Below are 26,130 nucleotides of genomic sequence, written 5' to 3' on the forward strand. Positions count from 1 at the left end.
GTCATGTCCTCCATAGCCTGCCGGAATCGTGTGGTGAAGGGGCCGTTCCTCCGGCTGGAATGCCGCCCCCGGCGCGCCCGGTCGATCAAGCGCAGGTGTTGACAAGGGTGCCGATGCCTTCGATCTCGATGCACACCTCGGTGCCGGACCGCAGGAAGAGTCCCCGCCTGTGGCCTACGCCGGCCGGGGTTCCGGTGCTGATCACGTCGCCGGGTTCAAGGGTCGTCTGCCGAGACAGATAGGAGACCAGCGCTGGAACAGGGTGGATGAGCTGCGAGGTGCGTGCGTCCTGGCGCAGATCGCCACCCACCCACGTGCGCAGGCGCAGGTCGTCGGGCTCGGTGAATTCGTCGATCGTGACCAGGGCCGGCCCCATGGGGGTGAAAGTGTCGAAGCTCTTGGCGGCGGTGACATCGGCCGCCCGGCCGGGGATGCGGCCCTTCTGCACGTCACGGGCGCTGACGTCGTTGACGATCGTGAAGCCGGCGACGAACGCGTACGCCTCCGCCTCGGACACGTCGGTCGCGCGTCGGCCGATGACGACCGCGAACTCGCCTTCGTAGTCGACCTCGTCGGGGGCTGCCTTCGGGAAGCGGATCCGCTCGCCCGTGCCGATGACCGAGGACGGCGCCTTCAGGAAGACGACCAGCTCCTCCGCGACGCCGTTGTAGGCCACCTCGGTGCGGTGGTCGGCGTACGCGTAGCCCACTGCCCAGATCTTCGAGGGACGGGGGACGGGAGCGAGGAACTGGGTCTGCGTCGTGGGCACCCGGTCGCGGACCGCGGCCGTGGCCAGGGTGCCGAGGTCGAGGCCGCCCTGGAGAGCCGTACCGACGCCGGTTGCATCGACGTCGACGAAGGCGACGGTCTCGCCGTCGTCCTCCAGCCTGCCGATTCCCTTGACCGCGCTGACGAGCCTGGTCACAAGGCCACCGCCCGGTTGTCGAGACGCAGCAGCTCGCGCTCGGAGTCACCGGCGCGGAAGCGGGCGTCGAAGCGGTCGGGGTCCAGTTCCAGCCCGGAGGGGTTCGCGGCGAAGACAGGCCCGGACACGAAGGCCACCTCCTCCTCGACCGTGGTGAAGTTGGGGCAGGAGAACTCGACGATGTTCCGGTCCGGGTCACGGTAATAGAAGCTGGTGGCCTGTCCGTGGTTGGCCGCACGGTGCGGGCGCACGCCGATGGAGGCCATGTGTTCGTGCTGGGAGATGAGGTCGCCCAAGCCGCTGACGCCGAACTGGAAGTGGTGCAGACCGGGCCCGGAGGACTCCGTCTCGCTCAGGCTTTCGACGCCGAACAGGGCGAAAACCTGGCTGTGCGGGGCGTCTGCGATACGGAAGAAGCCCAGCCGGACGTCGACCGCCCGCTCGGGCATGCCTGCGGGACGCGGCGGGGCGTCCGGGTCAGGGGCTCGCTCGTAGAACGGGCCGTGCCCGAAAACGTGAGCGTAGAAGGCGGCCATGTCGTCGTAGCACGCGGTCTTGAGCACCAGCTCGGAGAGCTGCAGCGCGACGGCTTGCGTCCCGCCGGCCACTGTCCCGGCCTCGGCCCGGGGGGTCGTCGTCATCGTGAGGGCCTCCTTGCCCGTCAAACGGTGGGGTGCAGCGGCCTTGAGGCGCGGCGCGCGATGCGGCATTGGCCCCCGGTACGGCGGAACCGGTGGGTCGTGTTGAGGACGCCGTCCGGGACATAGGCGCCATCGGGCTGCCGCACGTGCAGCAGGATCAGCGCCTGCAACTGGACGGACTCACCGTGGGGCCGCCGGCCTGGACCGTGGTGACCTCATTGGCAAGCACATGGACGGTCTGCACTGCGCCCACGGAAGGCCCTGCCGTGGGCCTCGAATTCGGCATCGTCCGCGAACACGTCGATCCCGGCAGTGGCCCAGCCTCTGTCGATGTCGTGGTGGCAGCCGACAACCAGAGCCACGCAGTTGCTCCCGGCATCGTCTTAATCAGCAGGTGTCACCATGACGTTCCCTGTCTCTTGAACCTGAGATGAGCGTAGCACCGCACACGATCGGTCAAAAGTCTTGTATTTTTCCAGGTCTTCCATACATCGACATGCGCGTGCAATTCTGACCCCGGTTCAAGAGGTAGGACCATGAGCGGTCCGACCCTTGCTCAGGAAGGCAGATCTTCTATGTCTGACCAGCACGAAAGAGCCGAATCTCGGCGCGTCCTAGTCGTAGGAGCGGGGCCCGTGGGCCTCGCGCTCGCGATCGAGTTGGGGTGGCGTGGTGTACCGGTCACCGTGATCGATCAGGGCGACGGCCGCGTGCCCTTTCCGGCAGGCGAGGCGATATTTTCACGCACCATGGAACACCTGCGGCGCTGGGGTTGCGCGGAAGAGGCACGCACGGAGTCGGCACCGGCCCCGGACTACCCGCACCGCACAGTGTTCGCCACCTCCGCCACCGGGCACGTCCTCACCGAGTTCGACTACGGGGTCACCAACCGGTCTTCGGGCGTGTACAACCCGCTGACGCCGGAGGGTCCCGCATTCCTGTCCAAGTTCTCCTTCGTGCCGTTGCTCGCACGCACAGCCGGTGAACTGCCAGGAGTCGAGATCAGGTACGGCACCCGCCTGGAGACGATGGAACAGGACTCCAAGGGTGTCCTGGCCGTGGTGCGCGACCTGGCGAGCGGTGCCACGGAGACGCTGACCGGCACCTACCTGGTGGCCTGCGACGGAGGCCGCAGCGCCATACGTCGGGCGCTCGGCATCGAGTTCGAGGGCATGTTCGCCCAGGGGCACAACTTCGCCGTGCACTTCCGTTCGCCGCAGCTGCTGGACCTGCTGCGGGAGCGGCTGGGCGGCCCAGCGGTGCAGATCCACACCCTGTCGTCGGTGCGCAGGCCGTACATCACGGTCGTCAACGGCGTGGACGAGTGGCGGCTCTCGGTCTACCTGGACGAGGAGCCCGACCCCGACGACGCGGTCGCCTGGATACGCGACGCCGTCGGTGCGCCGATCGACGTCGAGATCCTCGCAGCGCAGCCCTGGAGCGGACACTGCGTCGTGGCCCGCACCTACCGGGAGGGGCGCATGTTCCTCGCGGGCGACGCCGCGCATCTGCTCTGGCCCAAGGGAGGCTTCGGCGCCAACACCGGGATCGGCGACGCCGTGGACCTCGGCTGGAAGCTCGCCGCGACCCTCCAAGGATGGGGAGGCCCGGCGCTCCTGGACAGCTACGAGAAGGAGCGGCGGCCGGTCGCCGTCCGCAACGTCACGGAAGCCTCCAGCAACTGGAGGGCCGACGCGCGACTCGTCCCCGATCCGGTGCTCGACCGCATGGACGCGGAAGGCGAACGGCTCCGACGTGAGCTGGGCGAGGAGATCCGCCGGTCCCGGGCCAAGGAGTTCCGCTGCACGGGCGTCCAGCTCGGATACCGTTACGGCGATTCCCCGATCTGCGTGCCGGACGGCAGCCCGGAACCGCCCGACGAGCCGGACGAATACGTACCGTCGACGTGGCCCGGCTGCCGCGCACCGCACGTCTGGCTGCCCGACGGCAGTTCGGTGCTCGACCACTTCGGGCGCGGGTTCACGCTCGTGGTCTCGGGTTCCGCGGACCCGACGCCGCTGGTGCAGGCCGCCCGCCGGTGTGATGTGCCGTTGACGGTGCTGCGCCTCGCCGACCCGGCCGCCGCAGAGCTGTACGAGCGGCCACTCGTCCTCGTCCGCCCGGACGGCCACGTCGGCTGGCGGGGCCGGAAGGCTCCCGCGGATCCCGTCGCTGTGCTCGACATGCTGCGCGGGGCGACGGTCCCGCCTCCGGACGCGAAAGCGCCCGGAGCGGCGCGGACGGTATCAGCGGGAGTCGGTACTCACCTCGTCTGAGTTACCGCTCTCAGCGCTCCCGCCCCTTGGCCCCCGAACTCCTGGCCAGGGCGGACTCCATCAGGAACCGGATCATCTCGTGGGCCGGCCTGTTCCGGTCGTTGGGCACGTTCGCCCCTTCGAACACGGCGACCGCGACATCGCGGACGAGCGCGGCATCGACGCCGGGAGCGTGATCGAGGCCGTGCTCGGCCATGAGCTCGTCGACCAGTCCCACGATCCAGTTCAGGAAGGTGTTGTGGGCCTCGCGGACTGCCTCCGAATGAGGAAGCCGGTCGTGCATGGCCTGGTGCAGCGGACGGGAATAGCGCATGTCGGACAGCCCGCGCACCAGGCGGCTCAGTGGGTCTGCACCGGCCTGCTCCTCGTTGAGGATGCGGATCTCGCGACTGAGCATGCGGTTCATGACGGCGGCGAAAATGTGGTCCTTGGAGTCGAAGTACCAATAGACGTTGCCCCGGGCCACGCCTGCGGCGGAACTGATGTCCGCCATCGTGGTCTTGTCGTAGCCCTTCGAGAGAAAGAGCTCGGTGGCCGCGGCTAGCAGATCACCCGTGCGCTCCTCCCGGGGGATCTGTTGGCGGTTCCGCGGCATCCCGACTCCTCCCATGAGTTCACCACATCTCAAGTGAGTGTAGACACCCGGCAGGCCGCGCCCTGCTCAGGAGGAAGGAGTGCTGTGCCCACCGGCCCCCGGCGAGGAGTCTCTGGAGATCCTTCACCGGGGAAGATGCGGCGCGTTCAGCGCGAGGATCGTGCCGCGGAGCAGCTCGCCGCCGCGACGGAACTGTTCCTGACCCGCGGCTATGCCGGCACGGCGATGGCGGACATCAGCGCGGCAGCAGGTGTCGCCCGAGGCAATGTCTACGGGTATTACTGACTAAAGAGTGACATATTCGCCGCGGTGATGGACGGGGTGCTAAGTCACGAGATCCAGGCGCTGGACAGCGAATTCCGTGACCGCGATCCGCTGACCTGGCGCCTCGCGGACATGCGTACTTTCCGCTCGCTGCATCGGGCTTCGCACGAGCGACTCGACCACTCATCGGTCGTGCGGGAGGTCCACGAGCGGTTCCTGCACTGGATGCGGTCGATGGTGTGCGAGGTGCTCGACCGGTGCCCGCACCCAGTGGACAGGGAGATGATCGCGGATCTGACCGTCGCCGTGTTCGAAGGCGCGAATGTGCCCCGCTCCCGTCAGCGCCCCGCCCACGAGCTGATCCGATTCCTGCTGGAAGGGGTCATCGCGCGGGCGGGCTCCTGAGATGGGTCCGTATGAGCTCACGGAGATGGGTTACGGCGTGACGACGATCTTTCCGGTGGTGCGGCAGGCCATACCGGATCGTCCGATGAGCGCGAGCCCCATCACCCTCGACGTGACGGGGTTCCGGATCACAGGCGGCGGCCGCTCGCCGGTTCAGTCCACGGCGGGCCGGGCGAGGCCGTGGTCGTAGGCGAAGATCACGGTCTGGATGCGGTCGCGGGCTCCGATCTTGGCCAGGACACGGCCGACATGCGTCTTGACCGTGAACTCGGACAGAACGAACCGCGCAGCGATCTCCCCGTTGGTCCAGCCCTTGCCGACGGCCACGAGGATCTCGCGCTCACGGTCGGTCAGGGAGGTGAGCCTCAGGTCCTCGGAGGGGTCAGTTCTGTGGGAGGGGACGTACTGGGCGAACTCGTCAAGGAGGCGGCGGGTGAGAGCGGGCGCGATGACAGCGTCGCCGACGGCGACCGCGCGGATCCCGGCGAGGAGCTCCTCGGGGCGGGCGTCCTTGAGAAGGAAGCCGCTCGCGCCGGCCCGCAGGGCGGCGTGGACGTACTCGTCGAGGTCGAACTTCGTGAGCACGAGGACGCGTGAACGGTCACCGGCGGCGACGATGCGGCGGGTGGCCTCTATGCCGTCCTTGCCGGGCATGCGTCCTCAGCCTCGTCCGCTCTCGGTCCCCAGCACCGTAAGTACACGATGAGTGCCGAACCCGCCCTGGTCAGCGGGGCGTACGCGCTGTTCGAAGCCGCGTGGGAGACGGCCACCGAACTGGCGGCCTTCTTCGACCCCAACCGGCCCCGGATCGACGCGCGAGCCCGCGAGGTGCTGTACGCACTGGGCTCTGGAATGAGCGACGTGACAGCCTCACGCGAACTGGGCATCTCGTTGCGCACCTACCGCCGCAGAGTCGCCGAACTCCTCGTCGCCCTGGACGCGGGCTCACGTTTCCAGGCCGGGGTGCGCGCGGGCAAGTTGGGCCTGACCCGCGGGTGAGCGGGCCCAGGCCCGGACCGAAGGGGGTCGGGCGTCGAGGTTCAGGCGAAATGGCGGGGCCCCCGCCTGATAGGAGTCGACGCTGCCTTGGGCCCGGCATCCTCCGATGTCCGGTCCAGCGCTCCGTACCATCGCCAGGCGGCCGCATGCCCGGCGGCCATCCATCGCTCACCGCTCGCACCCGCGCCCGGCGCGCCGCAGCTCTCCCATGCGCCCCGACATCGGCGCGGCGTCCGGGACCCGGGTCCAAGACGGTGCAACGTCTCGAACCCGGGTGCCGGGCAGGCCGATGGCCTGCCTTGTGAGGGCACGTACGGCGGGCCGGGCTCGGTCCGGAACGTCCGTGGGCGCCCGTGAGTTGAATCAGTCCGACTTCTCGCCGCTCTCGGCCAGGATCCTGTTACGGGCGCCGGCGAGGGCTCCCGCCATGGCACCCGCGGGCCTGCCGAAGGTCGAGGCGGAGAACCGGGCGGGGCCGGTCTTGGCGGTGAAGGAGTGCGCGTAGGCGAACTCCCGCAGTCCCTCCTCCCCCTGCTTGCGCCCGTAACCGCTGTCGCCCCGACCGCCGAACGGCACGGCGGGGTTCATGGAGAACACCAGAGCATCGTTGATGCTGGTCATTCCCACGCGGAGGCGACGAGCGATGGCTTCGCCGCGGTCGCGGCTGAAGACGGCGCTGCCCAGCCCGTACCGGCCGGCGTTGATGTGAGCGACGGCCTCATCGGCGTCGGCGACCTTGACGACCGCCAGCGTCGGCCCGAACGTCTCCTCCGTCGCCGCGAGGGCGTCGGGGGCCACACCGACCAGGATGGTGGGCGCGGCATAGCGGTCGCCCACCGCGTCGAGGCCGCCGACGGTGGCTGTCGCGCCGCGCTCCAGGGCGTCCTGGATGTGTTCCCGGATGATCGAGGTCTGGCTCGGCAGCGGAACCGGCCCGATCTCCGCGTCCTCGTCGCTGCCGACGCGTACCTGCCCGGCGAGCTCGCTGATCTTCTCGACGAACTCGTCGTGCACCGACTCGACGACATAGGCCACTTCGAGACTGATGCAACCGTGTCCGGTGTTCTGCATCGCGCCCCACACGATGTGAGCGGCGGCTTCGTCCAGATCGGCGTCCTCGGCGACGATGACGCCGTCCTTTCCGCCGAGTTCCAGCAGAACGGGGGTCAGGGTCTGCGCGCATTGGGCGGCCACCGTCCGGCCCGTGGCGACACTGCCCGTGAACGCGAGCTTGTCGAGGCCGGCCTCGATGAGCGCCTGACCCGTGGCCCCGTATCCGTTCAGGTTCTGCAGGACGGCCGGCAGTTCCGGTACGGCACGCTGCCAGGTTCGGATGAGCCATTCGGCGACGCCGGGCGTGATCTGGCTCGGCTTGAGGATGACGGCGTTCCCGGCCGCGAGCGCATCGGCGAGGATGGCCGCGGGAGTGAGCAGGGGGAAGTTCCACGGGCCTATGACGCCGACCACGCCGTAGGGCTGGTACTCGACCCACGCACGCTGGTTGGGCGTGGTGGGGCTGGATGGAACCTCCCGGCGCTCCAGGACCCGCGCGGCGTTGTCAGCAACGTACTGCAGGTGCTCGAGAGTCCCGAGCACCTCCACGCGGGCGTCGTCGAGGGGCTTGCCATTCTCGGCGTGAATGAGTGCGGCGCCCTCCTCACCGCTCAAAGCTATCTGCCGCCGCCACGCACGCAGCCGCTCCGCACGGCCCTCGAAGCCGAGGTCCCACCAGGCCCCGGTGACTGAGCGTGCGGCGGCGACGGCCGCGGCAGCCTCTTCCTTGCCGGCCACGGGATATCGGGCGAACTCGGCTCCGGTGGCCTGGTCGATGGTGACGATCTCGGTCGCGTCGTACCCGATGACGCCGTCACGGGTGATCGTCGGAATGTTGTCGGTCATAGGTCTTCCCTAACTTTCTTCCGCCCGCCCGAATGAGACACACCGTGGGTGAGGGCGGTGGCGGAGGCGGTCTTCGGCACGAGTGGCCGCTGGAGGGCAGTCGGCGCGGGCCGACGTGGAGGACTGCATGGTGGAGGTCATGGGGAGCGTGTGCCGTGCCCCGTTCGGCAGTTGGGCAAGGGTGGCCGCGGATCGGGAGGCACCCTCGACGGACGGGCGTAGCGCAGCCTTGGGAGGGCGACCCGTGGCCGGGTCGGGAGCAGCGCCGAGGAGACGCCCGCTGCTACGCGTGCGGGCCGCGGTAGCGAGTTGCGGGGGTGGGCTGGTTGCCGCCGGTGAGCAGAGCGGACTCCGCGGCCAGCAGGGCTTCAAGGGCTGCGGCCTGGTTCTCCAGACCGGGTGCGCACACGGTCTCCCCCAGGCGCAGGCCGGCAAGGCTGGCCCAGGCGACGTCCTGCGGGGGCATCGCCCAGGGGATGTCGCGGCCGACGCCTTCGTTCCACTCCGTGGCCACGACGCCGGGCAGCAGCAGCTGCGTACGGATGGGCGTGTCCGCGAGCTCACCTGTGAGGGTCCGGGTGAAGGCGACGGTGGCGGCCTTCGCCGCCGCGTAGAGAGTGCGTCGTGGTGCGCGGGGATCGTTGAGGCCGCCGCTGAAGGCCAGCAGCGAGGCCACCGTGATGATCGCGCCTTCTCCGGCGGCGAGCATTCCGGGAAGCGCGGCGCGGACCAGCTGAATGGGGGCCACGGCGTTGAGGGTGAGCAGGCGGTCGATGTCGGCGGGGTCGACGTCGACGAGCGGGGCGTAGCCGCCGGCGCCGGCGTTGCTGACCAGCAGGCGCACGTCCCCCGCGGCGAGACGGCCGGTGACAGCGGTGATGCCCTCGTGGGTGCCGAGATCGGCGGGCAGCACCTCCACGGCGGCACCCCGGGCGCGGAGCTCCTCTGCGAAGTCGCCGAGCCGGTCCGCACGGCGCGCCACCAGGACGAGGTCGTGGTCATCCGCCAGCAGACGGGCGTATTCGGCGCCGATGCCGGAGGAAGCTCCGGTGATGAGAGCGATCGTGCGAGTCATACGCTGAGCATGCCTCAACCGTTAGCTTAGTGTCAAACGCTTGATGGTTATGAAGTGTCGTATCCTTGACAGGTGATACGTGATGACGAGGAGCCTGTGGGGCTCGGCGCGCTTGACCGGGTGACCTGGGCATTGCGCCGCGCGGAACTGGCGGTGCAGACGCTCAAGGAACAGCGGCTACGTCCGCTGGGCATGGCAGCCGCGCACTACACCCTGCTGATGTCGGTGCACAGCGAACCAGGGCTGGCCGGCGCCGAGTTGGCCCGCCGCCTCAACGTCACCCCTCAGGCCGTCGCCTCCCTCGTGGCACGCCTGGAGGGCCGCGGCCAATTGGAGAGGCGCGAGCACCCGCGCCACCGGCACGTGCAGGAACTGCACCTCACCGACGCCGGGCGGGAGGCGCTGCGCGCGGCCGACCAGGTGATCGCCGACGTAGAGCGTCACATCACCGAGGGCCTGGGACCGGACCAGAGCGCGCAGCTACGGACGCTGCTCGACCAGGTGAGCAAGACGGTGCGCAACGCCTGAGCTCGTCGGCCGGTCAAGGACAGGATGGCGCGTCGGTGGCCCAGGCGCGGCGCACGCCGCCCGCTCCCCCGGCGGTCTCGGCGCATCGTATGCCGCCGCCAGCGGGGTTCCAGCCGACCGCGGCACCGGTCGGCCCGCAGCGAAAGCAGCGACCACTCGCTCGAGGACCAGTCCACCGCCCTCACCTCAAGGTCGACATCGGCACGGCGATCTCGTCCATGCACGGTCGGTCCGTGCAGGGCGGCAGGGATCCTGAACGGCGCCCTGCCGCCTGAAGCAGGTGGGTGCCGCAGCTTCCAGCGGTCCCCACCACCGCGAGCAACGGGGCAGAGCTTCTTCGCCCTCCGCTTCCGCCTCGGACGCTCCCTTCTCTCTTCTCACTGCGTCATGCCGTCACGGGCACACCAGCGTCAGGACTCGTGCGTCGGCCGGCCACGGCCATCCGAACGAAGTTGCCGGTGCAGTCAGGGGCCCGGTCACGGGACGAGGACGATCTTCCCCGTCGTATGCCCGGTCATGATCTGCCGATGCGCGGCGGCGGCTTCGCGCAACGGATGGCTGGCGGCGATCAGGACGCGCAGTCGCCCGGCGCCCGCGGCTTCGGTGAGCTGCAGGCGCGCAGCGGCGCGGACTTCCGTGCCGGGGTCCGCGCCGGGCCCGCCGCCCAGGAGCCTAATGCCGGCTCGGGCCCCGCGTTCGAACGCTGCGACGGTCGCGATGCGGGACCGGTCCGCCACCAGCTCCACCGAGACGTCCACCGCCTCGTCGGTGCCCACCAGGTCGGCAGCCGCCTGGACTCCCTGCGGTGCTGCCGCGCGCACCCGGTCCGCCAGACCCGGCCCGTACGCGATCGGAATCGCCCCCAGGTCGCGCAGTACGTCGTGCTTGGCGGGGCTCGCCGTTCCCAGCACCCTGGCTCCGCGCTCGACGGCCAGTTGCACGGCCATCAGGCCGACGCCACCCGCCGCGCCGTGGACCAGCACCGAGTCGTTCTCGCGTAGGCCGATCGCTTCGAGAACGTGCACAGCGGTGACGCCCGTGACCATCAGTCCTCCGGCCTGCTCCCAGGAGAGAGCGGCGGGCTTGGGCACCACCGACGAGGCCGGGACTATGAGTTCGGCGGCGTACGCGCCGGGCGCTCGGTACGCGATCACCTCGTCGCCGATCTGGATCGGACCGGCGGGGCCGGTCGCGTCGGCACCGACAGCGGTCACCACACCGGCCGCTTCGGCGCCGAGCCGCATCGGCAGGTTCGCCTGATCGGTTCCGAAGGCGCCGCTGTACATCTTGTGGTCGAAGGGGTTGACGCCGACGGCGCGGACCTCGATGCGCACCTGACCCGGCCCGGGCTCCGCTACGGCGACATCGATCACCGACAGCACCTCGGGACCACCGTAAGCACGCGCTACTACTACTTCGCTCATGTCAGGAGAGAACGCGGTGCCGGAAGGCCCGATTCCCCATTGCGGTGACTTTTTTGAGCGGAGCGCTCCGCTCCGATAAGTTGGGCAGCCGATCAACCGACGCGGGAGGACACATGAACGCCATGACCAAACCCACGGCCCTGGTGACCGGCGGCAGCCGGGGAATCGGCGCTGCCACGTCACGGGAACTGGCGGCTCGCGGCTACCGCGTAGCCGTCAACTACTTCTCCCGCCGCGAGTCCGCCGACCAGGTGGTCAAGCTCATCGAGGCCGACGGCGGGGAAGCCTTCGCCGTACAGGCCGACGTGTACGACCCCACCCAGGCTGCCGAACTGCTGGAGCGCTCCGCGGTCGACGGGCGCTTGGACGTTCTTGTCTGCAACGCCGGTGCCCGCTTCATTCCCACCCCGGTTCAAGCCCTCGCCTGGGACGACTTCAGGACGAAGGTGACGGACGAGCTGGCATCCGTCTACACGCTCACCCAGGGGGCACTGGGGCTGATGGGCACCCAGGGGCAGGGCCGGATCGTGTATGTCTCCAGCGCCGTGGCCGACGGTCCGCCCGCCCCGGGCATGGCCGCCCACGGCACCGCCAAGGCCGCCCTGAACACCTTCGCCCGCTTCGTCGCCCACGAGGCAGGCCCGCTGGGCATCACCGTCAACGTCGTGGCACCCGGCTACGTCCGCACCGAGAGCAGCACGCGTATGCCGCAGGAATTCCAACAGCGACTGGCTGCGAACACCCCCCTGGGGCGGGTCGCGGAGCCGGAGGACGTGGCCCGGGCGATCGCGATGCTCGTCGGTGAGCAAGCCGGCTTCGTCACCGGCGAGGTGCTCACCGTCGACGGTGGGTACGGCGTGGCACGCCGGTAGGGAAAAATACCTGTCCATGGGTGACACGCAGACCGGCAGACCGCGCGGCCGCCGGCGGGAGGCGGACCGCAACGACGCCCGCCTCATGCAGGCTGCGCGCGAAGTCTTCGCCGAGCTCGGCTGGGACGCCCCCGTCTCGGAGATCGCCCGCCGGGCCGGCATCGGCATGGGCAGCCTCTACCGCCGCTATCCCAGCAAGGAGCTGCTGGCCCAGCGGATGCGCGTCATGGGGATGGAACAGCTCATCGCCCAGGCCCGCACAGCCCTCGCCGAGGAGCCGGACCCTTGGGCGGCCTTCGCCCGCTTCCTGCGGAACGCGCTCTCGGCCCAGGGTGCAGTCGGTCCGCTGCTCCCGCTGGTGGGCGGCCGACTGCCGGCCACCGGTGAGATCGTGGCCGCCTCCAGCCGGCTCCGGGCCGCCCTCGATGACCTGGTGGACGGCGCGCACCGCGCGGGCGTACTGCGCGCCGACTTCACTTCCGCCGACATCCCCTTGCTGCTCGAACACCTCACCGCGCGGATCCCCGTCACCGACGAACGCGCCACCACGCTCCACCTGCGGTACCTGGACCTGATCCTCGCCGGACTGCGCACGTCGACCACCGACGGGCCCACCACGTTGCAGAGCCCGGCTCCGGACTGGGCAGAACTCAGCGAGCTGTGGAACGCCGCCGAGGGCTGAGCCCTGCGCTCCCATAATTGAATGCAGCGCCCCGTGCTTTTGCTTCGCCGTTTTCCCTTCTCGCTGAGGGATCAACCGGATCTCCGGTGCATTGCGTGCCGGGGAAAATTTCTTCCCCCTCACACCGCGTCCTTCCGATGCAATGCTTCATCACGCGGCGAGCACGACATGCGACAGGCCGCGCGACCATGTGCCGTTTCCGGGCCTCCATCTGATGCGCCTCCGCAAGGAGAGAACTATGTCCGACTCCCCGAACATCGCCCTCATCCGCCGGCTCTACGAATCCGGAATGTCCCCGGAAGCAACCGCCGAGATCATGGCACCGAACCTCGTCTGGGACATCACCCCGGGCTTTCCGAACAGCGGCGTGTACCACGGCTGGGACAGTGCGGCGAGGGACTTCTTCGGCGGGATGATGCCGAATTACGAGTCCTTCGGCGCGGTGCCCGAGGAGTTCTACGCGGACGACCAAGGACACGTCTTCGTGTACGGGCATTACCACGCCGAGACGAAGACCGGGAACAAGGCCGACGTCCGCTTCATCCACCTGTGGACCATCCGCGACGGCAAGGCCGTACGGATGCAGCAGGCCGCCGACAGCCACGTCCTTCAGGAAGCCCTCAAGGGCTGACCCAGCACCGGGAGACCCCCATGGCGAAGATCCTCTTCGTGATCACCGCGTCCGACCACTGGACGCTGGCCGACGGAACCCGGCAACCCGCCGGCTTCTGGGCCGAAGAAGCGCTCGGCCCGTACCAGGTCTTCAAGGAGGCCGGGTACGAGATCGCCGCCGCCACGCCGGCAGGCGTGCCGCCCACGGCGGACGCGCTCAGCCTCAGCCCGGAGTTCAACGGCGGCGAGGAAGGCGCCGAGCGCATGCGGACCGCGCTGCGCGAGGCCACCGAACTGGCGCATCCGATGCGCATCGAGGACGTGAACATCGACGACTACGTCGCCGTGTTCTACCCCGGCGGCTGGGGCCCGATGGAGGACCTGCCCGACGACGCCGCGTCCGGCAAGCTGCTCACCGAATGGCTCGCCTCGGGCAAGCCGGTGTCTCTGGTGTGCCACGGCCCCGCGGCGCTCCTGGCCACCATCGGTGCGGACGGGACGTCCCCGTTCACCGGCTACCGCCTGACCGGCCTCTCCAACGCTGAGGAAAAGCAGAACGGTCTCGCGGACCGCGCGAAGTGGCTGCTGCAGGACCGCCTCGTCGGCGAGCTCAAGGCGGACTACCGCGAGGCCGAGCCGTTCACCCCGCACGTCGAGGTCGACCGCGCCCTGTTCACCGGCCAGAACCCTGGCTCGGCGGTTGCACTGGCCCAGGAGCTGCTCAAGGCACTGGGCTGACGTCCCAGACGTCCCAGCGGTGCGCTCACTCGGCGGCCAGGTCGCGCTCACCAGGCGCGACCTGGCCGCCGAGACTCGTCACATGCGGACACAAACGTCGAAACGCATGATTTTCCCACGCTGGTCGAACGCAACGTAGGAAGAATCCTTCCCCCTCACAACGCCTGACCTCTGTGCGACGCTGGAGGTGATGAACCGCAAACCGCACCTGAACGAGCTGGGAGAGTTCCTCAAGGCCCGCCGTGCCGAGCTCAGCCCCGAGGAGGTCGGGCTGCGCGGCGGCCAACGGCGGCGTGTGCGCGGTCTGCGCCGCGAGGAAGTGGCCCTTCTGGCCGCGATCAGCACCGAGTACTACGCGCGGATCGAGCAGGGCCGTCTCCAGGCGTCGGGTCCCCTGCTGAACGAGATCGCCCAAGTGCTCCGCCTCAACGAGGACCAGCGCACCTACATGTTCGAGCTCGCGGCGAAGGAGACGGTGCGCACGCCCAGGGCAGGCGAGCGCCAGCAGGTGGACACCCAACTACGGCGCATGCTGGACGATCTCACCGCCACTCCGGCGTTCGTGATCGGTCGGCGGACCGACATCCTGGCCTGGAACCAGCTCGCCGCCGCCCTGTGGACCGATTTCGGGCGCTACCCGGAGCAGGAGCGCGTGTTCGTCCAGCTGCTGTTCGCCGAACCCTGGATGCGCGAGCTGTACGCGGACTGGGAAGAGGTCACCCGTCTGGCCATCGCCCAGCTGCGCATGCAGAGTGCGCGCTACCCCGGCGACCAGCGCCTCACCGATCTGGTCGAGGAGCTCTCTGCCCGCGACGCGCAGTTCCGACAGTGGTGGACCGAGCACGACGTCGCCACGCGGGGCAAGGGCACCAAGAAGCTTCGTCACCCGGTGGTCGGGGAGCTGACGCTCGACTGGGACACGCTCACCTGTGCCACGGATCCCGAGCAGCACATCATCGTGTGGACCGCAGCACCCGGTTCCCCTTCGCACGACGGGTTGCGTCTGCTGGCATCCTGGGCAGCGGACCAGAAGCGGACGGCATCCGGCTCCTTCGGGTGAGCCCTCGGCTCCCGCAGCAGGTGGAGGAGGGCCGGATCACGCCTCCGGGCCGCGAAGACGTTTCCGGCGGAACGGGCCGCCGAGGCCCATCAGGTGCCGGCGGCCCGGCGGGGTGCGAGGCCGGCTCGTCCTGACCTTCTGAGTGCCACTCAAGCTGTCACATCCCGTTCTGGCTCGTACGGATCGGCAGTCCATGACGCCAGGAGGCGCAGTCCGTCATGGGACCGCGTCCCGGGCTCCGCGGTCAGGATCACCAACTGCTGCGTGGGGTCGGCCAAGCAGGTCAGGCTGTCCCAGTCGAGCGTGAGGTCGCCGACGACCGGGTGGCGCAGCTTCTTGGCGCCCACCCGCGGGCCGGCCAGGTGGCGGCCTGCCCACCACTGCCGGAAGTCGGCGTCCGCCACCGACAACTCGCCGACGAGCGCCGTCAATCCGGGTTCCCCGGGGCACCGGGCGGCCAGCAGGCGCAGTTGCGCGACGCAGCTCCGGGCGACCGTACTCCAGTCGACGTAGAGATCGCGGAAGGCGGGCTCGGTGAAGAGCAGCCGGACGTAGTTGCGCCGTTTCTCCGGGACGCGATGAAAGTCAGTGAAGAGAGCGGCCGCCAGAGAGTTCCAGGCCAGGATGTCCATGCGGCGACCGATCACCACGCTGGGGGTCGCGGTGAGATCGTCGAGCAGGCGACGCAGCTGCGGTTGCACCTTCTGTGCGGCCTGACGGCGCGGGCAAGCCGCCTGGCGACCGGCCAGCTCGAAGAGGTGGTCCCGCTGGTCGTTGTTCAGGTGCAGGACCCTGACGAGAGCCGCCAGCACCGGCGCAGAGGGCTGGATACGCCCCTGCTCCAGCCGTGTGTAGTAGTCGGAGCTGACGGCCGCGAGCAGGGCGACCTCCTCCCTGCGCAGGCCGGGCACACGTCGCGGGCCACCAGTGTCGGGCAGACCGACGGTGCGCGGACTCAACTCGGCCCGCCGCTCCTTGAGAAATGCTCCCAGCTCGTTCACATGCGCGTCGCTGGTCATGCCGACCAGTCTCGCACCGCTCCGTCCTGACGAGGGGGGAAGGATTCTTCCCTGGATAAGCCTTGCCCGGGGTGGAATTCTCCCCATTGCGGGCTCACGCGATGGTGGCAGGGTCGAAGCCGGGGTCGGCGAGCACGGTCGGCCCGCGGAAAGCCTTCAACCGAAAAGGCAGGCTGTCAAACGCTGAGTTCGGAATTGGTTTGCGAATATGAGACAGCTCCCGGCCATAGGCCTGGCCACCCTAATCCCTGAACACGCGAGGAGCACCACCCCATGACCGAGCGGAAGAAGTTCGCTCCGCCGGCGATCCAGGAATTCGCCCCGAAGCTTGCCGAGGTGACCGACACGGTCCTGTTCGGTGACATCTGGGAGCGACCGGGCCTGTCCCCTCGAGACCGCAGCCTGGTCACCGTCACCACTCTGGCCGCCTTGTACCGCAACGACCAGCTCGGCTTCCACCTCGGCAAGGCGCTGGAGAACGGCGTGACCAAGGACGAACTGGTAGAGGCCCTCACCCATCTGGCCTTCTACGCCGGATGGCCCAACGCGATGACCGCGGTGACCCAGCTCAAGGCGATCGTGGAGAAGTCGGAGCAGTCGGGCTGAGGTACCGCCCCCATCAAGGGAAAGACACACCATGGAACTGCTGAAGCAGCCTCCGACCATGAAGCTGCCTGCCGAATGGTTCACCGGCGACGCCTACGCCGACGTGATCCACCGTGGCGAGGAGCCCTCTCGGATGCGGGCCAACATGGTCCGTTTCACTCCTGGCGCCCGCACCGCCTGGCACTCCCACGGCCTGGGCCAGACCCTCTACATCGTCGAGGGCATCGCGCTGGTGCAGTCCCGTGGCGGCAACATCATCGAGGCCCACCCGGGAGACGTCATCCACACGCCTCCGGGTGAGCAGCACTGGCACGGTGCCGCGCCCGACCAGTTCATGACCCACCTCGCCCTGTGGGAGACGGACGACGCCACCTGGCTCGAGCACGTCTCGGTCGACGAGTACAACGGACCGCGCGCCAACGCCCGTACCCACCCCTGACACCACGCCAGATCCGACGCGACCTGAGAGAGCATCATGCGAGCCACCATCATCCACGCGCCTGGTGACATCCGGGTGGAGAACGTCCCCGAACCGAACATCGTCGCACCGACGGACGCCGTCATCCGTACCGTCGCCACCTGCGTGTGCGGCTCCGACCTGTGGAGCTATCGGGGCATCAACCCCGTCACCGAGCCGCAGCCGATCGGCCACGAGTACGTCGGCATCGTCGAGGAGGTCGGCAGCGACGTATCCAATGTCAGGCCCGGCCAGTTCGTCATCGGCTCCTTCATCGCCTCCGACAACACCTGCCCGGTCTGCCGGGCCGGCTACCACACCTCCTGCCAGCACCGTGACTTCCCCAACGGCTGCCAGGCCGAATACGTCCGCATCCCCCTCGCCGACGGCACCCTCGTCGCCACCCCGGAGCAGCCGACCTCAGAGCTGGTCCCGAATCTGCTGACCCTCTCCGACGTCATGGGCACCGGCTGGTACGCCGCCAAGGCGGCCGAGGTCGAGCCGGGTTCGACGGCCGTGGTCGTGGGTGACGGTGCGGTGGGCCTGTGCGGGGTCATCGCGGCGAAGGAACTGGGCGCCGAACGCATCATCGCCATGAGCCGGCACGCATCCCGGCAGAAGCTGGCCCTGGAGTTCGGTGCCACCGACATCGTCACCGAGCGCGGCGAGGAGGGCGTCGCCCGCGTCAAGGAGCTGACGAACGGCATAGGCGCCGACTCGGTCCTGGAGTGCGTCGGCACCCAGGAGTCGATGCACCAGGCCCTGCAGTCCGCACGCCCGGGTGGCAACGTCGGCTTCGTCGGCATGCCTCACGGCGTGCAGATCGACGGCCAGGAACTCTTCTTCTCCCACGTCGGTCTACGCGGCGGCCCTGCGCCCGTGCGCGCCTACCTTCCCGACCTGATCGACCGCGTCGTCAGCGGCCGTATCAACCCGGGCAAGGTCTTCGACCTCACCCTGCCCCTGGACGAGGTCGCCGAAGGCTACAAGGCCATGGACGAGCGCCGCGCCATCAAGGCGCTGCTGCGTCCGTGACATGAAGCCCGGCGGTGGTGGGTGCGGGATGAGCCGTGCCCACCACCGCCGCCACCACCGAGCGGTGAGCGCCCGCCCACCGCAGCCCAGCAGAAACGGACCGACCGCCATGACCAGCGAGGCGATCGCCACCGTCGAGGCGTACTTCAAGGCGCTCGATACGCGCGACATGGAACGGATCCTCCCCCACTTCGCTCCCGATGCCACCTGGACGATCCCCGGTGATCCGGCCCTGACGCCATGGGCTGGGCGCCGCAGCGGGCCGGAGGAGATCCGGCAGTCTCTCGCCGCGTTCTTCGCGGCCGTCGAGCCGCTCGCATGTGAGCTGCGCTCCTTGGTGGAGACCGACGGACAGGTGCTGGTACCGGGCCGGTACGCCTCCCGGTTCCATCCCTCGGGGCAGGTGCTCGAAAGCGAGATGATCCTGCGCTTCACCATCGCCGACGGCCTGATCACCGACTACCGCGACTTCGAGGACTCGCTCGGCATCACCCGTAGCTACCTCGGTGCGCCTCTCACCCCAGGTCCCGCCTGACCGCAGGTCTTCCGAACCCCTCGAAAGCAACACATCGGTGCGTACGCCTTCCTCGGTCTCAGGAGCCCCCGCATGTCCGTTCGGCGCCCTGCTGGCAGCCCATGGCGACATCCCGCACAGCCTGCGCGAAAGCCTGGCCATCACCGCGGTCATGGCCTTCGTCGGTGTTGCGGCGATTCTCTCCCCGAGGCCGGCCCTACGACCCTGACGAGCTTCCTCGCGTACTCACCGGATCAAGGAGATCGGAGACACACCCATGACGGCATGGACGAGCGATGACCTCAACCGCATCGCCACCGCTGACGAGTTGGAGATGGCACCGCTCAGGCGCAACGGCACTCTGGCGAGGCCGGTGCCGATCTGGGTCGTCCGCGACGGTGACGACCTTTGCGTCCGCTCCTTCCGAGGCGCGGATGGCGGCTGGTGGCGTACGGCCCGTGCGAGCCACGAGGGGCACATCCGCTCCGGCGGAGTCGACAAGGACGTCACCTTCGTGGAGTGCAGGACGACGAGATCAACGACCGTATCGACACGGCGTACCGCACCAAGTACGGCCGCTTCGGCGGCGCCTACGTCGACCCCATGGTCGCCGCACGCTCCACGACGCTACGGCTGATCCCCCGATGAGCAGAACGATCCCCGCGGAAGCCGCTGAGCCCCCACGAACAGCTGGTCCAGCACTGGAGTAAGCGCCATGCTCGGTCTTGAACTCGTCGTCGTCCTGGGCGCGGCCGTGCTGCTGGGCAATGCCCTGGGGCAGCGCTTCGGTGTCGCGCCGCCCGTCGTCCTACTGATCGTGGGCGCCCTCATCGGGCTCGTGCCGGCCGTCCGCCAAACCCAACTCCCGCCCGAAGTCGTGCTATTGCTCTTCCTCCCCGTGCTGCTGTACTGGGAGAGCCTGACCACGTCCATGCGGGAGATCCGTTCGAACCTGCGCGGCATCGTCCTGCTCAGCACGGTCCTGGTGATCCTCACCGCGTGGGCCGTCGCGGCCGCCGGGCACGCGCTCGGACTGCCGTAGGGACCGGCGTGGGTTCTGGGCGCGGCCGTGGCGCCCACCGACGCGACCGCGGTCGGCGCGCTGGCCGGTTCCCTGCCGCGCCGTGAGGTCACCGTGCTCCGGGCGGAGAGCCTCGTCAACGACGGCACGGCGCTGGTCATCTACGGTCTGGCGGTCGGCATCACCGTCGGCGAGGAGCACCTCACCCTTGCGCACGTCGGAGCGCTGTTCCTGCTGGCGTACGGCGGTGGGGCCGCGGTCGGGGTGGGGGTCGCCTGGGTCAACATGAACCTCCGGCGCCGCCTGGCTGATCCCCTGCTGGGCAATCTCGTCATGATCCTGGCACCGTTCACGGCCTATCTGATCGCCGAACTGATCCACGCCTCGGGTGTCCTCGCTGTCGTCGTGAGCGGACTGATCATGGCCCAGGTGGCTCCGAGCCTGATCCGGGCCGAGCACCGACGCCAGGCACTGGCGTTCTGGCCGCTGGCGACCTTCATCATCAACGGCGCCCTGTTCGTCCTCGTCGGAGTGGAACTCCAATACGCGTTCCGCCACTTGAGCCGCGCAGATCTGCGGGATGCGCTGATCGCCGTCGGTGTGGTCAGCCTGGTGCTGGTCCTCGTCCGGTTCGCGTTCCTGTTCTCCTCCGCCTACCTGATCCGCCTGATCGACCGACGTCCACAGCAGCGGCTGCGGAGAATCAGTCACCGGGCACGCACCGTCAGCGGCTTCGCCGGCTTCCGGGGCGCGGTGTCGCTGGCCGTGGCGCTCTCCGTACCGGAGACCGTCGACTCGGGCGCACCCTTCCCCGACCGCGCCTTCATCGTCTTCGTCACCTCCGGCGTCATCGTGGTGACCCTCGTCGTGCAGGGACTGCTGCTGCCGGGCGTGGTGCGCTGGGCCCGGCTGCCCCGCGACACCTCCGTCGACGAGGAACAGATCCTCGCCGAGACCACGGCGACCGAGGAAGCCGTCAAGTCGCTCCCGGAACTCGCCGCCGAACTGGGCACCGCTCCCAAGGTCACGGAGTGGCTGCGCCGGGAGTACGAAGCCCACCTGGCGACCGTACGGGCCGAAGGCGCCGGCACCGACGAGGATCCCGCTCTGCTCCACGACCGCCACTACACCGACCTCCGCCTCGCCCTCGTCGCCCACAAGCGCGCAACCGTCGTCCGTGCGTGACGAACAGCGGATCGACGACACCGTGCTGCGCCGCCTCCAGACCGCCCTGGACTACGAAGAGGTGCGGCTGGCCGGACGCGAGCAGGTGGAGTGAGCCGAGCCGGCCTCGACGACACCACACACCAGAAGGGACCTCCCGTCATGTCCACCGGCCTCGTCGACGTCCACGCCCATCTCCTCCCCGACTTCTACGTCCAGCAGGCGACGGCAGCCGGCCACGGCCACCCCGACGGCATGGGCGGCTGGCCGTCATGGTCCGTGCAAGCCCACCTGGACCTGATGGACCGCAACTGCATCGAGACCGCGATGCTGTCCATGTCCTCACCCGGCGTGCACTTCGGCGACGACAAGGCGGCCCGCCTCCTCGCCCGCCGCGTCAACGAGTACACCGCCGAACTGGCCCGGGGCCACCCGGGTCGCTTCGGCACCTTCGCCTCGCTGCCCCTTCCCGACGTGGACGGATCCTTGGAGGAGATCGCCTTCGCCTTCGACGGACTCGACGCCGACGGCGTGGCCCTGCTGACCCACACGCACGGGGTGTACTTGGGCGACCAGCGCCTGGAGCCGGTCTTCGCCGAACTCGACCGCCGCCAGGCCGTCGTCTTCCTGCACCCCACCTCACCGGTGTGCTGGGAACAGTCCGCACTCGGCAGACCGCGGCCGATGGTCGAGTACATCTTCGACACGGCCCGTACCGTCACCGACATGGTGATGGCGGGCGTCCTGGCACGTCACCCGAACATCAAAGTGATCGTCCCGCATTGCGGCGGTGCGGTGCCCGTCCTCGCTGATCGCATCAACGAGTTCATGAGCCTGTTTCTGCAGTCGCAGCAGCCGCCCCGGTTGGACGCGGTACAGCAACTGCGCGGTCTGTACTACGACATGGCGGGCACCGCTTTCCCACGCCTCGTGCCGGCGCTGTTGAAGCTCGTCGACCCGGACCGCGTGCTCTTCGGCAGTGACTACTGCTGGACGCCGTCCCCGCTGGCCGACGCGCACATCGCGGCGATCGACGCCGCCGAGCCGCCGGCGAAAGGCGCCACGTGGCGGTCGCTCACGACGGCCAACGCCAAGCGTGTCTTCCAGAGCGCCTCGTGATGAACCACGGCGAGCCACGTGCCGACGCGGTCATGAAGCCTGCGCCGCCGGTCCGGCGGCGAACCTCGTCTCCAGGGCCCAGGTCCGATGTGCCTGCTCGGCGAAGGCGTCACACGGCGCTGTCCACTCCCTCAGACTCCCTCTCGATCGTGGACGCCAAAGAGCGCAGAGCCTCGTGAGCGGGGCTTCCCGGCTCCGCGGTCCACACGACGAGCTGCTGCTCGGGATCCTCGGCGCACATGAAGGTGGACCGCTCGAGGGCCAGGTCGCCGACCAGGGGATGCCGGAGCAGCCTCGTACCGCCGGCCCGCACGGCGACATCGTGCGAGGTCCACCACAGGCGGAAATGCGCATCCAGCGTGGAAAGCTCCTCGACGAGGGCAGTCAGTCGAGGGTCATCAGGGTTCCGCCTGCTGTCCATGCGCAGATGGGACAGGGCCAGGCGAGCCATGTCCTCCCAGTCCCGGTAGAGCACGCGGATGGCGGGCTCGGTGAACACCAGGCGCACGTAGTTCCGCTGTTCCTCCGGGACATGTCCGAAGTCCATCACCAGGGCGGCGGCCATGGCGTTCCACGCCAGCAGGTCCGTGTTGCGCCCGATGACGAAGCCCGCGGTCAAGGAGAGGTCGTCGAGCAGGTGCTGCATCTGCGGCTGGACTCGTTGGCGAACGCTCCGGCTGGCAGGGGGCGAGGCCGTCTTCCCTGCGAGGGTCAGGAGGTACTCGCGGTGATCGCCGTCGAGGCGGAGCACCTGTGCGAGCACGTCGAGTACGGCAGCCGACGCCTGGACACGTCCCTGCTCGAGCCGGGTGTAGTAGTCGGTGCTGATCGCGGCCATCTGAGCGACTTCCTCACGCCGCAGGCCGGGAACACGCCGGGGCTCACCGTTGTCGGGCAGCCCGGCCTTGTGGGGACTCAGCTGGGCACGGCGCGCCTTGAGGAAGGCGCCCAGTTCCTCCAGGCTCGGATCGCGTCGCACACCCACAGCTTCGCACCTTGCCGCGATCCCGCGCCCCAAACGCCCCTTCACCACCAACCTCGTCCTCACCTGGAGGTCGAGACGCCGCGCGAAGGGCACGGGGCGCCCCCATCATCGCCGAGCGGCCCGCAAGCACCCCCTGCTCAAGCTCTCCCTTGTAGGGGGCGGCCAACGGTTGCCCCAGCGGCCGGTTCGCTGGTCATGCCCCGACCACGGCTGTGGTGCTGGAAAGCGGCACACTTCGGCCCCGGCACCGCCAGCGGCGTGTCCGAACCGCGCAGGCGGGTCGGCGGCGCCCAGGCCGCCGACGCTTTGGGCACCCTGCTCGCCCGCCCGCTCCAGAGCGGGGGCGGAGATGCTCAGTGCAAGACGTCGTCCTCGGCCTCGCGACACTCCTGTACGCGGACACCCCCATACGACGGTGGCCTGAGCGAGCGGTTCGGACGCGGACGTAGCGACGTACGCGTTGACGATGAACAGGATTCTCCGAACAGAGGTGGAATGGGAATTTGGTCGCAGCCGGAGCATGACTGTAGGCGAGCATTGCGGCCACGGATCTATTTTGCCGGGACCTATCAGTCACCGGATCGATGCATGCACAGTCGTCCGGACGCGAGAATTCCTGCCAAGGACGATGCTGCTAGGCAGATAGAGCCTGCACGGTCGACCCACCCCTGCGCAGGGGAAGGATTCATCCTGGGAAAAATCCTTCCCCCCTTCAGGATCGAGTGCCTGGGTACGATAACTGATGGCTCTGCGCGAGAAATCCATTGAGCCTCGCCACATCACATCGCGAGAAGTTAGGAAACGGCCGGATGAAAGTCATTGGACTGCGCGAGTTCGGCGGACCGGAAGTGCTGCGATCTTTCGAACTCCCCGACTCGCACCCTGGAGCCGAGGAGGTGCGGCTCCGTGTTCACGCCGCCGGAGTTAATCCCGTGGACGCAATGGTCAGGTCCGGACAGCTGGAGCAGATGTACAAGGGCCTCACGCCGCCCTTCGTCCCCGGGATGGAGGTCACAGGTACCGTCGAAGATGTGGGCAGCGATGTAGACCCTCGCTGGGGCCTGGTGCCGGGCGTACACGTCGTGGGATTCGTCGACAACGCCGGAAGTCACGGCGGCTACAGCGAATATCTCGCCCTACCCGCGCGGTCCGTGGCCATCGCTCCCTCGAATGCCTCCGCCGCCGAGACGGCCGGTTTTCTCAACAATGCGCTCACCGCTCACAACGTGCTCGACGCATTTCGGCTGCCAGAAGGCGCCACGCTCTTGGTGACAGGCGCTGCGGGATCGGTCGGCGGATACCTCGTGGAACTCGGTGCCGCGGCGGGCCTTCGCGTCGTGGCCGTCGCGGCAGAGGAAGATGCCGACCTCCTGGGCTCACTCGGCGCGCACGCGTTCATACCGCGCGGCCCCGGCATCGCCCTCCGGGTACTCGACGAGCTCGGTACTCCGGTGGACGCGGTGGCTGATGCCGCCTTGCTGCACGAGCAGATCGCCCCCGCCGTGCGTGACGGCGGCCAGATCAGCATCCTGCGCTCTTGGGACGGCGATCCAGGGCGCGGAATCAAGGTCAAGCACCTCAACGTGCGAGAACGACGGACGGACCGGGACGCGATCGTACGTCTGCGCGACCAGGTCGAAGACGGCACCATCACACTGCGCGCCGCAATGTCCTTCGATGCGGACGACGCGGTTGCGGCCCATGCCCGGCTCGAGCAGGGCGGCCTGCGCGAACGAATCGTCCTCGTGTTCGACAACGAAGCGTGGTAGCCCGGCTCACCAGGCACCACTTCGCTCACCTGGAAGCCCTGAACACCGACTGCGCCTCCACCATCGGCCTTACTCATTCACCGTTGCGAACCTGAGACGCCGGGAACCGACCGCACGCTCCGGGCTCCATGGGCCGCCGGAAGGACGCAGGACGCTGCGGCCGGCCGTCCTGCGCTCGACATCGGCCGGCCGGCGCCAGCCTCGACAAGGAGAAACAATGCACACGCGAACGCTCGGGCGCGACCTGCGGGTCTCCGCCATCGGCCTCGGCGCCATGGGCATGTCCCAGAGCTACGGGCCGAACCCCGGTGACCGGAGCGACATGATCGCCGTACTCCGTGGCGCCGTCGACCGCGGGATCACCTTCTTCGACACCGCGGAGGTGTACGGCCCTTACGTCAACGAGGAGCTTGTCGGCGAGGCCCTCGCTCCGGTGCGTGACCAGGTCGTGATCGCCACCAAGTTCGGATTCCGCATCGAGAACGGCGCCCCCGCCGGGCTCAACAGTCGGCCCGAGCAGATCCGTGCCGTCGCCGCGGCCTCCCTGAAACGGCTCGGGGGCGAGAGGCTCGACCTGTTCTACCAGCATCGCGTTGATCCGGAGGTGCCCATCGAGGAGGTCGCCGGCACGGTGGGTGAGCTCGTGCAGGAGGGCAAGGTCCGCTGCTTCGGGCTCTCGGAAGCCGGTGCGGAGACCATCCGCCGCGCACACTCGGTCCACCCCGTGACCGCGGTGCAAAGCGAGTACTCGCTGTGGACCCGGGATCCCGAGCCGGAGGTCCTGCCGACGTGCGCGGCGCTCGGGATCGGATTCGTGCCCTTCAGCCCGCTCGGCAAGGGATTCCTGACCGGCACGGTGGACGCGTCGACCTCGTTCGTGACCGGTGACGTCCGCACGAACATTCCACGATTCACGGCCGAGAACCGGGCGGCGAACCAGGCTCTCGTCGAACACATCACCACCCTCGCGCAAACCAAGAGCGCCACACCCGGGCAGGTCGCACTCGCCTGGCTGCTCGCACAGGATCCGTGGATCGTTCCGATTCCGGGCACACGACACATCGCGCGAATCGACGAGAACTCCGGCGCCACCAAGCTGCCGTTGTCCCCCGACGAACTGGCGGACCTCAACCAACTCGCCGGCCGGGTCGGGGTACAGGGAGACCGTTACAACGAGCACCACATGTCGCTGGTCGACAAGTAACAGACGACGGCGGTATTCCGCGGACCGGTCCACACCTCACCAGGGACGAGACAGCTCTCCGTCGGACCATGCCGGCGGGGCTTCGTCGTCGCACGGCCGTCGCACGCGCTCGCACGCAAGTCTCACCGACTGTGCGGACTCTCCCGGACCATGCGGCCCCGACCTGGCAATACGCGCCCGCCCTGGATCAGAAGGACACCGCTGGACGGTCTCTACAACCTGTGCCATGTGGTACCCAGTGA

26 protein-coding genes and 3 pseudogenes are annotated in these 26,130 nt (G+C 68.9%); 20 read left to right on the plus strand and 9 right to left on the minus strand.

Annotated elements, in window-relative coordinates; all coding sequences use genetic code 11:
• Positions 1-85: 85 nt before the first annotated feature.
• Both OG798_RS08555 and OG798_RS08560 read right to left on the minus strand, forming a co-directional pair.
• Positions 86-925, minus strand: coding sequence for a fumarylacetoacetate hydrolase family protein (locus OG798_RS08555; protein WP_267060849.1), 840 nt, complete (start codon positions 923-925; stop codon positions 86-88).
• Positions 922-1,566, minus strand: coding sequence for a VOC family protein (locus tag OG798_RS08560; protein WP_267060850.1), 645 nt, complete (start codon positions 1,564-1,566; stop codon positions 922-924). Before OG798_RS08560 ends, OG798_RS08555 begins: the two co-directional genes overlap by 4 nt.
• Before the next feature lie 92 nt (positions 1,567-1,658).
• Between OG798_RS08560 and OG798_RS08565 the strand changes: the two genes are divergently transcribed.
• Both OG798_RS08565 and OG798_RS08570 read left to right on the plus strand, forming a co-directional pair.
• Positions 1,659-2,000, plus strand: a complete 342-nt coding sequence (locus OG798_RS08565; RefSeq protein ID WP_267060851.1) for a hypothetical protein — start codon at positions 1,659-1,661, stop codon at positions 1,998-2,000.
• Positions 2,001-2,141: 141 nt separating this feature from the next.
• A complete protein-coding gene (locus OG798_RS08570) occupies positions 2,142-3,842 on the plus strand; it encodes an FAD-dependent monooxygenase (protein WP_267060852.1) in 1,701 nt (566 codons plus the stop codon).
• A gap of 10 nt (positions 3,843-3,852) precedes the next feature.
• Here OG798_RS08570 and OG798_RS08575 read toward each other — a convergent pair whose 3' ends face one another.
• Complete coding sequence (locus tag OG798_RS08575) at positions 3,853-4,437, minus strand: TetR/AcrR family transcriptional regulator (protein ID WP_168489259.1); 585 nt, start codon at positions 4,435-4,437, stop codon at positions 3,853-3,855.
• A gap of 135 nt (positions 4,438-4,572) precedes the next feature.
• Here OG798_RS08575 and OG798_RS08580 point away from each other — a divergent pair, with 135 nt between their 5' ends.
• Both OG798_RS08580 and OG798_RS08585 read left to right on the plus strand, forming a co-directional pair.
• On the plus strand, positions 4,573-4,722 hold the full coding sequence (locus OG798_RS08580; protein WP_267060853.1) for a helix-turn-helix domain-containing protein: 150 nt from the start codon (positions 4,573-4,575) through the stop codon (positions 4,720-4,722).
• A gap of 24 nt (positions 4,723-4,746) precedes the next feature.
• Positions 4,747-5,106 carry a hypothetical protein gene (locus tag OG798_RS08585; RefSeq protein ID WP_267060854.1) on the plus strand — a complete coding sequence of 120 codons (360 nt, stop codon included), beginning with the start codon at positions 4,747-4,749 and terminating at the stop codon, positions 5,104-5,106.
• A gap of 153 nt (positions 5,107-5,259) precedes the next feature.
• On the opposite strand, the pseudogene OG798_RS08590 reads toward OG798_RS08585, so the two are convergent.
• Positions 5,260-5,763 (minus strand): annotated as a pseudogene (locus tag OG798_RS08590) (LuxR C-terminal-related transcriptional regulator); the annotation flags it as partial.
• A gap of 45 nt (positions 5,764-5,808) precedes the next feature.
• Between OG798_RS08590 and OG798_RS08595 the strand changes: the two are divergent.
• Entirely contained in the window at positions 5,809-6,105 is a 297-nt protein-coding gene (locus OG798_RS08595; RefSeq protein ID WP_267060855.1) for a DNA-binding response regulator, read from the plus strand.
• A gap of 363 nt (positions 6,106-6,468) precedes the next feature.
• On the opposite strand, the gene OG798_RS08600 is transcribed toward OG798_RS08595, so the two are convergent.
• Both OG798_RS08600 and OG798_RS08605 read right to left on the minus strand, forming a co-directional pair.
• Positions 6,469-8,004 carry an aldehyde dehydrogenase family protein gene (locus OG798_RS08600; RefSeq protein WP_328756735.1) on the minus strand — a complete coding sequence of 512 codons (1,536 nt, stop codon included), beginning with the start codon at positions 8,002-8,004 and terminating at the stop codon, positions 6,469-6,471.
• Positions 8,005-8,287: 283 nt separating this feature from the next.
• The gene (locus OG798_RS08605) at positions 8,288-9,079 is read right to left on the minus strand and encodes an SDR family NAD(P)-dependent oxidoreductase (protein WP_267060857.1); all 792 of its coding nucleotides are present in this window, start codon (positions 9,077-9,079) and stop codon (positions 8,288-8,290) included.
• A 72-nt stretch (positions 9,080-9,151) separates the two neighbouring features.
• On the opposite strand from OG798_RS08605, the gene OG798_RS08610 reads away from it, so the two are divergent.
• Positions 9,152-9,607 (plus strand): MarR family winged helix-turn-helix transcriptional regulator, encoded by a 456-nt coding sequence (locus tag OG798_RS08610; protein ID WP_116507027.1) that lies wholly within the window; start codon positions 9,152-9,154, stop codon positions 9,605-9,607.
• A gap of 476 nt (positions 9,608-10,083) precedes the next feature.
• Here OG798_RS08610 and OG798_RS08615 read toward each other — a convergent pair whose 3' ends face one another.
• Entirely contained in the window at positions 10,084-11,031 is a 948-nt protein-coding gene (locus OG798_RS08615) for a quinone oxidoreductase family protein (RefSeq protein ID WP_267060858.1), read from the minus strand.
• Between the two features lie 113 nt (positions 11,032-11,144).
• Between OG798_RS08615 and OG798_RS08620 the strand changes: the two genes are divergently transcribed.
• The 5 genes from OG798_RS08620 to OG798_RS08640 all read left to right on the plus strand — a co-directional run bounded on the left by OG798_RS08620 (position 11,145) and on the right by OG798_RS08640 (position 14,995).
• Positions 11,145-11,903: an SDR family NAD(P)-dependent oxidoreductase gene (locus OG798_RS08620; protein WP_328756736.1), complete on the plus strand. Its 759-nt coding sequence runs from the start codon at positions 11,145-11,147 to the stop codon at positions 11,901-11,903.
• 16 nt (positions 11,904-11,919) lie between these two features.
• Complete coding sequence (locus OG798_RS08625; protein WP_267060860.1) at positions 11,920-12,585, plus strand: TetR/AcrR family transcriptional regulator; 666 nt, start codon at positions 11,920-11,922, stop codon at positions 12,583-12,585.
• A 238-nt stretch (positions 12,586-12,823) separates the two neighbouring features.
• A complete protein-coding gene (locus OG798_RS08630; protein ID WP_266393536.1) occupies positions 12,824-13,216 on the plus strand; it encodes a nuclear transport factor 2 family protein in 393 nt (130 codons plus the stop codon).
• Between the two features lie 20 nt (positions 13,217-13,236).
• Positions 13,237-13,935 (plus strand): type 1 glutamine amidotransferase domain-containing protein, encoded by a 699-nt coding sequence (locus OG798_RS08635; protein ID WP_267060862.1) that lies wholly within the window; start codon positions 13,237-13,239, stop codon positions 13,933-13,935.
• 190 nt (positions 13,936-14,125) lie between these two features.
• Positions 14,126-14,995 (plus strand): MmyB family transcriptional regulator, encoded by an 870-nt coding sequence (locus OG798_RS08640; RefSeq protein ID WP_267060863.1) that lies wholly within the window; start codon positions 14,126-14,128, stop codon positions 14,993-14,995.
• Positions 14,996-15,144: 149 nt separating this feature from the next.
• On the opposite strand, the gene OG798_RS08645 is transcribed toward OG798_RS08640, so the two are convergent.
• Positions 15,145-16,014 carry a helix-turn-helix domain-containing protein gene (locus tag OG798_RS08645; RefSeq protein WP_328756737.1) on the minus strand — a complete coding sequence of 290 codons (870 nt, stop codon included), beginning with the start codon at positions 16,012-16,014 and terminating at the stop codon, positions 15,145-15,147.
• Between the two features lie 273 nt (positions 16,015-16,287).
• On the opposite strand from OG798_RS08645, the gene OG798_RS08650 reads away from it, so the two are divergent.
• The 7 genes and pseudogenes from OG798_RS08650 to OG798_RS08680 all read left to right on the plus strand — a co-directional run bounded on the left by OG798_RS08650 (position 16,288) and on the right by OG798_RS08680 (position 21,930).
• Positions 16,288-16,620 carry a carboxymuconolactone decarboxylase family protein gene (locus OG798_RS08650; protein ID WP_267060865.1) on the plus strand — a complete coding sequence of 111 codons (333 nt, stop codon included), beginning with the start codon at positions 16,288-16,290 and terminating at the stop codon, positions 16,618-16,620.
• A gap of 31 nt (positions 16,621-16,651) precedes the next feature.
• Complete coding sequence (locus OG798_RS08655) at positions 16,652-17,059, plus strand: (R)-mandelonitrile lyase (RefSeq protein ID WP_328756738.1); 408 nt, start codon at positions 16,652-16,654, stop codon at positions 17,057-17,059.
• Positions 17,060-17,095: 36 nt separating this feature from the next.
• Positions 17,096-18,112 carry a zinc-dependent alcohol dehydrogenase family protein gene (locus OG798_RS08660; RefSeq protein ID WP_267060867.1) on the plus strand — a complete coding sequence of 339 codons (1,017 nt, stop codon included), beginning with the start codon at positions 17,096-17,098 and terminating at the stop codon, positions 18,110-18,112.
• Positions 18,113-18,221: 109 nt separating this feature from the next.
• The gene (locus OG798_RS08665) at positions 18,222-18,647 is read left to right on the plus strand and encodes a nuclear transport factor 2 family protein (RefSeq protein WP_267060868.1); all 426 of its coding nucleotides are present in this window, start codon (positions 18,222-18,224) and stop codon (positions 18,645-18,647) included.
• A 313-nt stretch (positions 18,648-18,960) separates the two neighbouring features.
• Positions 18,961-19,274, plus strand: a pseudogene (locus OG798_RS08670) (DUF2255 family protein).
• 67 nt (positions 19,275-19,341) lie between these two features.
• Positions 19,342-20,832 (plus strand): annotated as a pseudogene (locus OG798_RS08675) (Na+/H+ antiporter).
• Positions 20,833-20,973: 141 nt separating this feature from the next.
• On the plus strand, positions 20,974-21,930 hold the full coding sequence (locus OG798_RS08680; protein WP_267060870.1) for an amidohydrolase family protein: 957 nt from the start codon (positions 20,974-20,976) through the stop codon (positions 21,928-21,930).
• A 109-nt stretch (positions 21,931-22,039) separates the two neighbouring features.
• On the opposite strand, the gene OG798_RS08685 is transcribed toward OG798_RS08680, so the two are convergent.
• On the minus strand, positions 22,040-22,909 hold the full coding sequence (locus tag OG798_RS08685; protein ID WP_267063764.1) for a helix-turn-helix domain-containing protein: 870 nt from the start codon (positions 22,907-22,909) through the stop codon (positions 22,040-22,042).
• Between the two features lie 770 nt (positions 22,910-23,679).
• Here OG798_RS08685 and OG798_RS08690 point away from each other — a divergent pair.
• Both OG798_RS08690 and OG798_RS08695 read left to right on the plus strand, forming a co-directional pair.
• Positions 23,680-24,684, plus strand: a complete 1,005-nt coding sequence (locus tag OG798_RS08690; RefSeq protein WP_328756739.1) for an NADP-dependent oxidoreductase — start codon at positions 23,680-23,682, stop codon at positions 24,682-24,684.
• Between the two features lie 217 nt (positions 24,685-24,901).
• The gene (locus OG798_RS08695; protein ID WP_267060872.1) at positions 24,902-25,888 is read left to right on the plus strand and encodes an aldo/keto reductase; all 987 of its coding nucleotides are present in this window, start codon (positions 24,902-24,904) and stop codon (positions 25,886-25,888) included.
• Positions 25,889-26,130 lie beyond the last annotated feature (242 nt).

This window comes from Streptomyces sp. NBC_00271, from assembly GCF_036178845.1.
In the GTDB taxonomy this organism is placed as follows: domain Bacteria; phylum Actinomycetota; class Actinomycetes; order Streptomycetales; family Streptomycetaceae; genus Streptomyces.

What these genes read in the sequence shown, in the direction of transcription:
- OG798_RS08650 (WP_267060865.1), top strand. Translation starts at nt 16,288, where the DNA reads ATGACCGAGCGGAAGAAGTTCGCTCCGCCGGCGATCCAGGAATTCGCC.
- OG798_RS08615 (WP_267060858.1), bottom strand. Translation starts at nt 11,031, where the DNA reads ATGAGCGAAGTAGTAGTAGCGCGTGCTTACGGTGGTCCCGAGGTGCTG.
- OG798_RS08620 (WP_328756736.1), top strand. Translation starts at nt 11,145, where the DNA reads ATGAACGCCATGACCAAACCCACGGCCCTGGTGACCGGCGGCAGCCGG.
- OG798_RS08645 (WP_328756737.1), bottom strand. Translation starts at nt 16,014, where the DNA reads ATGACCAGCGACGCGCATGTGAACGAGCTGGGAGCATTTCTCAAGGAG.
- OG798_RS08695 (WP_267060872.1), top strand. Translation starts at nt 24,902, where the DNA reads ATGCACACGCGAACGCTCGGGCGCGACCTGCGGGTCTCCGCCATCGGC.
- OG798_RS08575 (WP_168489259.1), bottom strand. Translation starts at nt 4,437, where the DNA reads ATGCCGCGGAACCGCCAACAGATCCCCCGGGAGGAGCGCACGGGTGAT.
- OG798_RS08600 (WP_328756735.1), bottom strand. Translation starts at nt 8,004, where the DNA reads ATGACCGACAACATTCCGACGATCACCCGTGACGGCGTCATCGGGTAC.
- OG798_RS08655 (WP_328756738.1), top strand. Translation starts at nt 16,652, where the DNA reads ATGGAACTGCTGAAGCAGCCTCCGACCATGAAGCTGCCTGCCGAATGG.
- OG798_RS08570 (WP_267060852.1), top strand. Translation starts at nt 2,142, where the DNA reads ATGTCTGACCAGCACGAAAGAGCCGAATCTCGGCGCGTCCTAGTCGTA.
- OG798_RS08625 (WP_267060860.1), top strand. Translation starts at nt 11,920, where the DNA reads ATGGGTGACACGCAGACCGGCAGACCGCGCGGCCGCCGGCGGGAGGCG.
- OG798_RS08605 (WP_267060857.1), bottom strand. Translation starts at nt 9,079, where the DNA reads ATGACTCGCACGATCGCTCTCATCACCGGAGCTTCCTCCGGCATCGGC.
- OG798_RS08630 (WP_266393536.1), top strand. Translation starts at nt 12,824, where the DNA reads ATGTCCGACTCCCCGAACATCGCCCTCATCCGCCGGCTCTACGAATCC.
- OG798_RS08635 (WP_267060862.1), top strand. Translation starts at nt 13,237, where the DNA reads ATGGCGAAGATCCTCTTCGTGATCACCGCGTCCGACCACTGGACGCTG.
- OG798_RS08640 (WP_267060863.1), top strand. Translation starts at nt 14,126, where the DNA reads ATGAACCGCAAACCGCACCTGAACGAGCTGGGAGAGTTCCTCAAGGCC.
- OG798_RS08680 (WP_267060870.1), top strand. Translation starts at nt 20,974, where the DNA reads ATGTCCACCGGCCTCGTCGACGTCCACGCCCATCTCCTCCCCGACTTC.
- OG798_RS08665 (WP_267060868.1), top strand. Translation starts at nt 18,222, where the DNA reads ATGACCAGCGAGGCGATCGCCACCGTCGAGGCGTACTTCAAGGCGCTC.
- OG798_RS08580 (WP_267060853.1), top strand. Translation starts at nt 4,573, where the DNA reads ATGCGGCGCGTTCAGCGCGAGGATCGTGCCGCGGAGCAGCTCGCCGCC.
- OG798_RS08560 (WP_267060850.1), bottom strand. Translation starts at nt 1,566, where the DNA reads ATGACGACGACCCCCCGGGCCGAGGCCGGGACAGTGGCCGGCGGGACG.
- OG798_RS08660 (WP_267060867.1), top strand. Translation starts at nt 17,096, where the DNA reads ATGCGAGCCACCATCATCCACGCGCCTGGTGACATCCGGGTGGAGAAC.
- OG798_RS08595 (WP_267060855.1), top strand. Translation starts at nt 5,809, where the DNA reads ATGAGTGCCGAACCCGCCCTGGTCAGCGGGGCGTACGCGCTGTTCGAA.